This window comes from Lysinibacillus sp., from assembly GCF_032093475.1.
Taxonomy (GTDB): Bacteria; Bacillota; Bacilli; order Bacillales_A; family Planococcaceae; genus Lysinibacillus; species Lysinibacillus irui.
Genome location: NZ_DAMDAY010000104.1, coordinates 1 through 11,397 on the forward strand (window position 1 = coordinate 1; position 11,397 = coordinate 11,397).

Here is an 11,397-nt window from a genome sequence, read left to right on the forward strand (position 1 = left end):
CGCCGATGGTAGTTGGGGGCTTCCCCCTGTGAGAGTAGGACGTCGCTAGGCAAAATAATAGTAGTCGAGGATTTATTCCTCGGCTTTTTTTATTTTCTCTTAACCAATACTGCTTCACTAAACCTTGAAAATATAACAAAGTCATTTAGACCTTCTAATATCTAAAAATGCTCGAACCTGGCTTTCTTCTTTAACCATATCCAACGACTTGATTCATTATAAATTTCCTCCTAGAACTATAGTTTGATTCCTAACTTCTCCATGCAAAGTCAATGCTCCACTTGTTAAAGCCCAAAAAGTAACTATGTTGTAAGAGGGTCCTCCCCTAATAAAACCATATAAAAATGGTTGACAGGATATCAGTTGACCTAATAATACGAATTTGAGCTTGTATTCTGTTTTTTTCCTTAGCTTCAATCGATGCAAATAAATATGTATAGAATGTGAAATATCACCATATAAATATGAATTTTCAGAATATAACTGCTATGCATAAATGGGATATTTTGATAATGTGAAAGTAGATGTAAAAAGTAGTAAATTGCTGAAGGAGGAATATAGAATGATTACTTATTCAGTTTCATGTATTTTTTGTAAAAAGACGTTTGAAGTAATTGAAGGGACCAAAAAATATACCATGTATAAAAGAAATATGAAAGGGAAATTTTCCTGTGATGATTGTGATACAAAAATTGAATTTGAGGCCAGAAAAGGGCTATTAGGAAAACTATAAAAAGCTCTGAAATCAACCTGTCTTTGTTCTTTTTTCTGCATTAAAATAGAAAGTAGAAGAAAGGTAGGGAATTCAATGATTACAGTCATAGGAAGTTTAAATATGGATCTAATTGTACAAATGGATGCTTTTCCTAAGCAGGGGGAGACGATTCTAGGTCAGGCATTTCAAACGGTACCTGGTGGTAAAGGGGCCAATCAAGCAGTTGCGGCAGCCCGTCTTGGTCATGAAGTGGCAATGATCGGCTGTGTGGGTAAAGATAGCTTTGGTGAGGCATTACGGAGTGTTTTACAACAAGAACATATACAAACGGGTGCCATCGTAAGTAGTCCTTCTGCTCTGACAGGGATAGCGAATATTCTTATTTATAATAACGACAATCGCATTGTTGTTGTACCTGGAGCAAACTATGAATTATCTCCATCACATCTTGAGGCTTCCAAGCACTTAATACAAAAAAGTCAAATGGTGATCATCCAGCTTGAAATTCCAAAAGAGACGACAGCTTATGCCATTCGAATGTGTAAAGAGGCAGGTGTTCCCATACTATTAAATCCTGCACCTGCCGCAAATTTTGATGTGCAATGGATGGAGGATATTACCTATTTAACACCAAATGAAACGGAATGTGCAGAAATTTTTAATGAACCGATTGACCACCTTTTAGAAAAGTATCCAAATAAATTAATAATAACGCTCGGTAGTGATGGTGCACGTTATTCTGATGGTACCTATCCAATCCATGTGCCAGGCTATATGACGACTGCTGTGGATACAACAGGTGCTGGGGATACGTTTAATGGTGCGTTAGCTTATGCCTTAGTAGAGGGACAATCGTTGGATGAGGCTGTCTACTTTGCTAATATTGCTGCTTCTTTATCGGTAGAAAAATTTAGTGCACAAGGCGGCATGCCGACACTTGATGCTGTATTTGCACGTATGGCTGGATTTTAAAAGTAGTAGATATTTAGGAGAAAGGTCATTCAATTAGAAAAAGATGTAAGTTTAAAATAATTATTTCAAAATATTTCTATCAAATAAAATAGAAAGCATTGTTTAAACTATTTCTTTTAGTCTGAATAGCTAATAATAAGTAAAGTTAGCAGAGAATTGTTATAAGGATGAATTCCTATTTGCTGTATAAACATATAAGTATTTTGTCCTCTTTTCGACAATCCATGTATTAGAAAAGCCATAGTTTCATTTATAATGGACTTATAGATACATACGAAAAGAGGTTTTGAGGATGACCAACATTGACAACACGCCAATCGAATATACAACCTCAGCGAATAATATTCTGCCACAATTTGTTGATCAACTTCGACAACTATATGGCATTATTGTCCAAAATACATATGTGAAAGATACGGCTAAACATTTAAATCGTATTATTCAAGATGCCAATAATCAGACAATGATTTTAATCGTTGGAAAAGAACGTGTAGGTAAAACAACACTTATTAATGGACTGCTAGGACGTGAAATTCTTTCAGTAGATGATCAACATCCAACAGGCGTAAATACATTTATACGTTACGGCGAGCATGAGGAGATTAAAGCTTATTTTTTAGATGGTGTTGTAGCCATATTCGATCTTAGTAAATTAGAGCTATTAACTACTGGCGATACGTTTGCTTCTCAGATTTTACGTGAGCATTTGGACTATTTAGAAGTATATTTGAAAAATGATTTACTTAAATCGGTGACGATCATTGACTCTGTTTCATTAGAAGCTGGGGGAGGAGAAATGGCTTATTTCTCTGAAGCATTGATGAATAGGGTGGATGAAATTTTCTGGGTTTTACGCTCGGGCTCTATGGCTATTGACGCTGAAATATTATTGCTGGAAGCCTTAAAAAATAAAGGGGTTGAACCTTTATGTGTTATTAATGGTATTGATGCTGATGATCATGCTGCGGCATTTGTCTCCTCGCAACAACAACGAATAGGTCATTTAATTAGTGATTTTGTCGCTGTTTCAGCTAGAAATGCATTGGAAGCCAAGCAAACGGACAGTCATGAGCTTTGGGAAAAAAGCCAGTACGAACATTTAATTACTGAAATACATCGTTTTGCTGAAAATAGTGATAAAAAAACCTATGCCATTTTAATTCGCTTCTTACAATGGCTAGAACGTTTCCGCTTCGAATTAACTGTCATTCCACAACGCGATCCATTTCAATCTGCTGTTGAGAATATTGAAAAATATGCAGGCGATACCCAGTATGAATTTTCTCGCAACCAACGAGACTTGGCGATTGTCAAGGAATATGAGCAAGAATACGAAGAAGTTGCTCAAACATTTAAACATGTTCAAACATTATATCAGCTATTACAAACAATCTCACAACATGATTATTTACAGGATGCTAAGGTAGATAAGTTTACAGAAATTGCTGTTTACTATCAACAAATGTTAAGAGAATATCGTACTATGCACAGTGAGTATTCACGTGAATACGAGCGTTTAGATGCACAGCATAAAAAAATTCATGGGAAAGGGCTCATGAAGGCTATTTTTGGTCAACATACACAAAATGACTTTTTCAAAGAGCGAGTAGAAAAGTTAAATGAGCAACAAGTGATTTGTGTCGCGCAATATGACAAAGTACAACAAGCGGAAGCTGCAATGTTGCAAGCGATTCAAGACATACAGCCTTATTTAATAGAATTAGTAAAAGAGCGCATGAGTCGGATTGAACAAAAAGTGCAAGAATTAAATCAACAAAGAGCAAAAGAAAAGCGCCAATTAAAGAACTATGCTGAAAAACTAAATGAATTTTCATGTTTAATTGAAGCTCAAGGCTATATTAAAGGTACCCTTCAGCCATTTTTAATGAATGAAGAGATACCTTTGAAAGCCAAGGATCTCAAAATGCTTGAAGAAACTGTACAGGCTATTTTAAGTATCGATTTATCGTACAACGGCTTACTTACACGCAGTCAAATGAATAATAAAATGGAAAGTATCGCCATCCCTTTTGATGTAAGAGACAAGCATCATCTAGAAGTGCTTTCTTTAAAGGAAGAGGATGTAAAATCAAACGATATTCCTGAAATTCCAAAGAAATTGGCGATCCAATACGAAGAATAAGCTAGAACAAAACGTTCTAAGAGGGCAGACCTTTTAGAACGTTTTTATGTTTGATGAAACATATCATTCCATTTTTACGTATAAATAGTAAGGAGGGGATTTACTTGATTGAAATTAATGGCCGCTTTACGGATGCAAAAATATTTGCTCAAACAGCGCTCCAAACAGCAATCGACCAAATTCAAGAATTGACAGATCAGGCGTTTATGGCTGGTACGAAAGTACGTATTATGCCAGATTATCATGCGGGCAAAGGCTGTGTCATTGGCACGACTATTCAATTGCAGAATCGTGTTGTTCCAAACCTTGTTGGAATTGATGTAGGATGTGGTGTATTTGTAGCACAATTAGATGTTTCGACTGTCGATTTTGCTAAGCTAGATTCTATCATCCGTACACATGTACCAAGTGGACAGGAGATACATAAGGAAGTATCGCCTGCCCGTCAATTTTTAGAATTTGAAGGTAAACAATTTCGAGCAAGCGGTTTGAAAGATGAGTATACCAATCTGTCATTAGGTACTCTTGGTGGTGGCAATCATTTTATCGAACTTGCCAAGGATGAAGAAGAGCAGCACTATTTACTAATTCATACAGGCTCACGCTATGTAGGAGCAAAAGTAGCTAATTGGCATCAAAAAAGAGCATATGAAAATTTACGTCGACAAGATTTGACGGAAAAAATAGCAGAGCTTAAACGACTAGGGCGAGAAAAAGATATACAACCAATGATCCTCGCCTATAAAGAACAAAATCCTGCTGTGCCGAAAGAGTTAGCCTATTTAGAGGGTGACTATTTCCATGACTATATTCATGATATGAAGATTGCTCAACAATTTGCACGTATGAATCGTTGGACTATTGCCGAAATAATCGCTAAACAGATGGGGTGGCATTTCACGGATACATTTGATACGATTCATAACTATATTGATACTGAAACAATGACACTTCGCAAAGGGGCTGTTCGAGCCAATAAAGGAGAAAAGCTAGTTATTCCGATGAACATGCGCGATGGATCACTTATTTGTATTGGAAAAGGCAATGCAGAATGGAATTATTCAGCGCCACATGGAGCAGGGCGTATGTTCTCACGACGAGCTGCTAAAAAAGCATTGAATATGAACGATTTTAAAGACACGATGCAGGGCATTTGGACAACATCCGTCAATGAGGAAACATTGGATGAGGCACCGATGGCTTATAAGCCAATGTCAGAAATAATATCGGCCATAGGAGAAACTGTAGATATTGTCAAAGTCATTAAACCTGTCTATAATTTTAAAGCGAGTGAGGCAGCAAAACCGTATGAGAGAAAGGGCAAAGTGGATGATTAGCCATTCTATTCTCAATAGGCTATAAATGGTATAATATAGCTTTACATTAATGAAATGGGTGGTTTTTTGGTATCTTCAAAAGATGTGGCAAAGTACGCTGGTGTTTCACAAACAACTGTATCGAGGGTGTTGAATACGCCAGAGCTAGTAAAGCCAAAAACAATTGAAAAAGTAATGAAGGCGATTGAGGAACTAAACTATATACCGAATGATATAGCAAGATCGCTTGTTCAGCAAAAAACAGGCATTATTACACTAATTTCAGGACCATTACATAATCCTTTTTTTGTTGATACAACAACAGCGATCGTTAATTATGTCAATGCTCGAGGCTATAAAGTCAATGTCTATTTTGGGACAGAGGACAATTTAAACTCGATCTATAATGCCGTTTTAGAAACGAAGGCGGATGCCATTATTTTATCTTCTATGCTATATCAGGATGAGCTATTTTTTAAACTAGAAAAACGCGGAATTCCCTTTATTATGTTTAATCGTAAGCATCAAGAAAATAGACATTTTGTAGAAATTGATAATGTGCATGCTGGCTATCTTGCGGCAAATCATCTCTTATCTTTAGGGCATCAATCGCTATGCTGGATAGGTGGTCCACATCAAATGAGCACCTTCTATGGTCGCTATCAAGGATTTGTCCAGGCTTTAAAGCAACATGGAATAGATGACAAAACTGTGCCTACATTTTTTACAAACACCAATAAAAATGAAATTGAACGCGCCTTTGAGGAACTATTAAAGTTGGATAGAAGACCTACAGCTATATGTGCGGCTACAGATGCTATCGCCATTGAAATATTGAATCTATGTTTAGAGAGAGGGTTCAAGGTTCCAAGCGATTTCAATGTCATGGGCATTGACAATGTTGAGCTTAGTAAACACCACTCCATTGCCTTGACGACAGTAGGTTTAACGTCAGAAGAGAACTTAGGTTTTATAGCGATTGAAAAATTATTTGAGGTTATGGAGAAAAAAAGTTCTTGCATTAGACAAACAGAGTCTGTTAAACTTTTTCCAAGAAATACAACGTGTAAAAATGAACTGATGTAATATCAGTTTGTTTTTTACACCATAATGGTTACGTATTCATTTCTTTATTTTCTGAAATGAATACGTAACCATAAAGAAAGGAGTGAATCAAGTTGAAAAAGGGCTTATGGATCAACGGAGAATGGAAGATGACTGCTGAATGGGTGGAGGTCCTAGCCCCTTATTCACAAGAGGTATTGGCACAAATTGCGATGGCCACAGAGCAAGATGTAAAGGAGGCCATTGAAAGTGCACAGGCCGCAGCTCCTCAAATGGCTGCATTAACGGCTTTTCAACGAGCAGAGATATTAGAGCATTTATCCACCCTTTTTGCAGAAAATCGAGAGGAAGCGGCGAGTATTATTGCTATGGAATCAGCAAAGCCGTTAAAGTATGCCTACGCTGAAATTGATCGCACAATTGAAACGTATAAATTTGCCGCTGAAGAAGCGAAGCGTCTAACTGGTGAAATGATTCCTATGGATGCATCGAAAAATGGAGAGGGGCGTTTTGCTTATACAATTCGTGAACCAATAGGTGTCGTGGCAGCGATTACCCCCTTTAACTTTCCCCAAAACCTAGTGGCCCATAAAGTAGGCCCGGCATTAGCAGCAGGCAATACAATCGTTCTAAAACCTGCCACACAAACAGCACTGTCTGCTCATTTTCTAGCTAGGTTATTGGCCCAAACTAATTTACCAGCAGGTGCCTTTAATCTCGTAACAGGTCAAGGAAAATTAGTAGGCGACGTGTTTTTAGCACATCCAAACGTTAAAATGATTACGTTTACAGGAAGCCCAGCAGTAGGGATTTCTCTACGCAATCGAGCAGGTTTGAAGAAAGTAACTTTAGAATTAGGCTCCAATGCAGGCGTAATTATTGATGAAGGGGTACAGCTCGAGCGTATTATGGATCGTATTGTAATGGGGGCATTTTCCAACCAAGGTCAAGTCTGTATTTCTCTACAGCGAATCTATGTTATGGAGAGTATGATTGAGGAATTTTTAACGCTGCTGAACGCCAAAATCGAGCAGCTGACTATTGGTGATCCAATGGATAGCCAGACAGATCTAGCAATGATGATATCACAAGCTGAACAACAGCGAGCGTATCAATGGATTGAAGAAGCGGTTGCTGAAGGAGCACAAGTGATTACTGGAGGCCGCATTGACAATCATATTTTATTGCCTACGGTTCTATATAATGTTCAACCACAGAGTCGTGTGTCTTGTGAAGAAATTTTTGCACCTGTCGTTACTGTCAATACAGTATCGACTATTGAAGAGGCGATAGCGGCTATCAATGACTCTCACTATGGTCTACAGGCGGGTATCTTCACACCTTCTATTCAGACAGCTTTTCAAGCTACGAAAGCATTGCAGGTAGGTGGGGTCCTGATTAATGATGTACCTACCTATCGAGTCGATCATATGCCATATGGTGGTGTAAAGGAAAGTGGCACTGGTCGTGAGGGTATTAAATATGCATTAGAAGAAATGACGGAAATGAAGCTAGTAATATGGAATAACCAATAATCACGAATGGAGATGGGAAAATGAAAATGATTAAACAACACCCAAAATTGTATGTGATGGACAATGGTACGATGCGAATGGATAAAAACTATATGATTGCGATGCATAATCCTGCAACGATCGACCATCCAAATCAGCCAAATGAATTTGTGGAATTCCCAGTTTATACTGTTCTAATTGATCATCCAGAAGGCAAAATTTTATTTGATACTGCGTGTAATCCAAACTCGATGGGACCAGAAGGACGTTGGGGTGAATTTACGCAAAAAGCATTTCCTATCAATATGCCAGAAGAATGCTATTTACATCACCGATTAGAAGAATTAAATGTTCGCCCAGAGGATATCAAATATGTCGTAGCTTCTCATTTGCATCTCGACCATGCAGGTTGCTTAGAACTGTTTACAAATGCGACGATTATAGTGCAGGAGGACGAGTTTAATGGCACATTACAAACATATGCCAGAAATGTAAAAGACGGTGCCTATGTATGGGGTGACATTGATATGTGGATTAAAAATAATCTACAATGGCGTCTCATTAAACGTGGCGAGGATCATGTGAAACTAGCAGAAGGTATACAAGTATTGAATTTTGGTAGTGGTCATGCTTGGGGCATGCTAGGGTTGCATATTCAAATGCCTGACACAGGTGGCATCATTTTAGCTTCAGATGCCATATACACAGCTGAAAGCTTTGGTCCTCCTGTCAAGCCACCAGGCATTATCTATGATTCTGTAGGCTATAATGCAACGGTTGAACGGATTCGAAGATTAGCACATGAAACAAATTCACAAGTATGGTTTGGACATGACCCTGTTCAATTCAAATCGTTTAGAAAATCGACGGAAGGCTATTACGAGTAGATAGGAGTAGAGAAGCCATGCATAAATTAACCTTTACACCTGCTAGTTATACTGGCTGGGGCTGTTTGAGTCAGCTTCTGCTAGAGGTAAAGAAATTTAACGCTTACAATATTTTAATCGTGACAGATCCATTATTAAAAGAAATAGGTTTAACAGATTATGTTGAAAAGCCTTTAATTGAAGAAGGCTACAAGACAACCATTTATACCGATATTGCACCAGAGCCTCCGCTCGCAATTGGAGAAAAACTGGTTGATTTTACGAGAAAGCATCCATTTGATTTAGTGATTGGTGTAGGTGGGGGCAGCGCACTAGATTTAGCAAAGCTTGCCGCTGTATTAGCAACACATGATGGAAAAGTGGCAGATTATTTAAATTTAACTGGAACAAAAACAGTAGACAATAAAGGATTACCTAAAATCTTAATTCCAACTACTTCTGGGACAGGCTCGGAGGTAACTAATATCTCTGTGCTGTCACTCGACACAACCAAGGATGTCGTGACACACGATTATTTACTAGCAGATGTAGCGATTGTAGATCCTGCCTTAACGATTTCCTTACCAGCGAAGGTGACGGCTGCGACTGGTGTAGATGCGTTAACTCATGCGATAGAAGCCTACGTATCAGTAAATGCGAATGCAGTAACAGACGCACTTGCACTACAAGCTATCCGATTAATTAGTCAGTCAATACGAACAGCTGTCCATAATGGGCAAGACAAGCAAGCGCGTACCGATATGAGTTATGGCAGTTATTTAGCAGGCTTAGCCTTTTTCAATGCCGGTGTAGCCGGTGTTCACGCTTTAGCCTATCCGCTTGGAGGTCAATTCCATATTGCTCATGGTGACTCCAATGCAGTGCTGTTACCATATGTTATGGGCTATATCCGACAAAGTTGTGAGAAACGTATGAAAGATATCGTCGATGCGATGGGGGTATCTTCTATCTACTTATCACAGCAAGAGGCTTCCTATAAATGTGTAGAAGCATTACAACAACTAATTAAAGATGTTCAAATTCCTTCCACTTTACAAGGATTCGGTATACCTGCTTCAGCACTCGAACAGTTAACAGAGGATGCAACCAAACAAACACGTATTTTAGCACGCAGTCCTATGCCATTAGAGCGAGATGATATTTATCAAATTTACCTAGCTGCCTTTGATGGCGAAGTCCGTGAACCATAGAGAACATGAGAAACGTTGATTTTTCAGCGTTTCTCTTTTTTATGCTTTATGATATAAATACTTGGAAAAACCTGAACGAAATAGCACGCTCAACAGTCTAATCATTAGAGGGGAGTGAGGAAGTTGGATGAACAAGCATTAGTAAAGCGTGCCATCGCTGGTGATGAACAGGCATTTCTTTGCCTTATTCAAAACCATGAACAGACATTGTATCGTATTGCCTTTGCCTATTTAAGAAATGAACATGATGCTGTAGAAGCCGTTCAGGAAACAACCTATCGAAGCTTAAAAAAAATACATACTTTAAAAGAGGTAGCTTATTTTGGTACATGGCTTGTCCGAATTTTACTCAATATTTGCTATGATATGCGAGAAAAAAGATTACGTGTAGATTTACAGGAGAATGTAGAAATGGGTGATCATTCACAGGATCATCAACGCTTTGAAATGACAGAAATTATTGCAAAATTACCAAAAGCACAGCAGGAGCTCATTTTTCTTAAATATTTTCATGACTTACAAAACAAGGAGATTGCTGCACTACATAATATCCCCGAGGGTACGGTTAAATCTAGATTGCATACAGCACTAAGCAAGCTAAAACACTACTTTATGGAAAAGGGGGAGCATTAAATGAGGGACAGGTTTGATTATGATAAATTCGCCCAGGAATTAACACAAATAAAAGTACCACAAGAGCAATTGGTCAACGCACGCTTGAAAAGTATGAATCGCTACCATTCTGAAAAACGAATACGTCAACGAATTTGGCAAAGCCTTGCTATTGTAACGATATTGATAGTAGTGCTAGTAACATCTATTCGTGTATCTCCTGCACTTGCAAATAGTTTGGCAAAAATACCTATTTTTGCACCAATTGTCCATATGATCAACGATGATAAAGGTGTCCAAGATATTGTAAATAATCAATATTACGAGGAGCTTGGCGTGTCACAAAGTAAAAATGAATTAACGTTTACACTTCAAGGTGTTATTGCGGATGAAACAGGGATGATCCTCCCTTATACATTAACCGCCCCATTCGATATTCAACAGCTCGACATCAAGAACATACATCTCAAACTGAATGGTGAAATAATACCCGTAGGTCTGGGATATGGCTGGTATCATGGAGAAGAAACGACGGTCATTGAGGAAAATTTTCAAGTAACATTTAACGAGCCGATTAATTATCAAGGTGCACAATTTGAATTAGTAATACAAGTTAATGATCAACAGCAAACAACTTTTTCCATCCCATTTTCAGTGAAAAAACCAATCGCTAAAGCTAAGGTATATGTAGTAAATAAAGAACTGAGCTTTGAAGGCCAGCATATAACGGTAAAATCTGTTTCTATATCGCCACTTCGAACAGGTATTACAATGGCTCTTGATCCCCATAATACGATGCGGATTTTAGGCTTTGAGGATATTCGTATGTTGGACGAAAGGGGAGAGGCTTGGACAACGATTCAAAATGGTCTGACAGCAACAGGGACTTTACTAGATGGGGAAGCGACATTCTATCTGCAAAGTAATTATTTTAGGGAACCTAAGCAGTTATCATTAGCCATTGGGAAAGTAGTAGCCCTACC

10 protein-coding genes are annotated in these 11,397 nt (G+C 38.2%); all 10 read left to right on the forward strand.

Translation table 11 applies throughout. The annotated features are described in order from the left end of the window. Nucleotides 1–562: 562 nt before the first annotated feature. Entirely contained in the window at nt 563–733 is a 171-nt protein-coding gene (locus tag RT445_RS18250; RefSeq protein ID WP_274793503.1) for a hypothetical protein, read from the forward strand. 75 nt (nt 734–808) lie between these two features. Then, nucleotides 809–1,687, forward strand: a complete 879-nt coding sequence (gene rbsK, locus RT445_RS18255; protein ID WP_274793502.1) for a ribokinase — start codon at nt 809–811, stop codon at nt 1,685–1,687. Between the two features lie 292 nt (nt 1,688–1,979). Beyond that, nucleotides 1,980–3,830, forward strand: a complete 1,851-nt coding sequence (locus RT445_RS18260; protein ID WP_274793501.1) for a dynamin family protein — start codon at nt 1,980–1,982, stop codon at nt 3,828–3,830. Between the two features lie 104 nt (nt 3,831–3,934). After that, entirely contained in the window at nt 3,935–5,167 is a 1,233-nt protein-coding gene (locus RT445_RS18265; RefSeq protein ID WP_274793500.1) for an RtcB family protein, read from the forward strand. A 66-nt stretch (nt 5,168–5,233) separates the two neighbouring features. After that, a complete protein-coding gene (locus tag RT445_RS18270; protein WP_274793499.1) occupies nt 5,234–6,232 on the forward strand; it encodes a LacI family DNA-binding transcriptional regulator in 999 nt (332 codons plus the stop codon). 92 nt (nt 6,233–6,324) lie between these two features. After that, the gene (locus tag RT445_RS18275; RefSeq protein WP_274793498.1) at nt 6,325–7,746 is read left to right on the forward strand and encodes an aldehyde dehydrogenase family protein; all 1,422 of its coding nucleotides are present in this window, start codon (nt 6,325–6,327) and stop codon (nt 7,744–7,746) included. A 20-nt stretch (nt 7,747–7,766) separates the two neighbouring features. Then, nucleotides 7,767–8,612, forward strand: coding sequence for an AhlS family quorum-quenching N-acyl homoserine lactonase (gene ahlS, locus RT445_RS18280; protein WP_274793497.1), 846 nt, complete (start codon nt 7,767–7,769; stop codon nt 8,610–8,612). Between the two features lie 17 nt (nt 8,613–8,629). Then, complete coding sequence (locus tag RT445_RS18285; RefSeq protein ID WP_274793496.1) at nt 8,630–9,802, forward strand: iron-containing alcohol dehydrogenase; 1,173 nt, start codon at nt 8,630–8,632, stop codon at nt 9,800–9,802. 123 nt (nt 9,803–9,925) lie between these two features. Continuing rightward, on the forward strand, nt 9,926–10,435 hold the full coding sequence (locus RT445_RS18290; protein ID WP_274793495.1) for a sigma-70 family RNA polymerase sigma factor: 510 nt from the start codon (nt 9,926–9,928) through the stop codon (nt 10,433–10,435). Next, nucleotides 10,436–11,397, forward strand: a 962-nt coding sequence (locus RT445_RS18295) for a DUF4179 domain-containing protein (RefSeq protein WP_313471182.1), incomplete at its 3' end; no start/stop codon positions are given. It lies immediately after the preceding gene.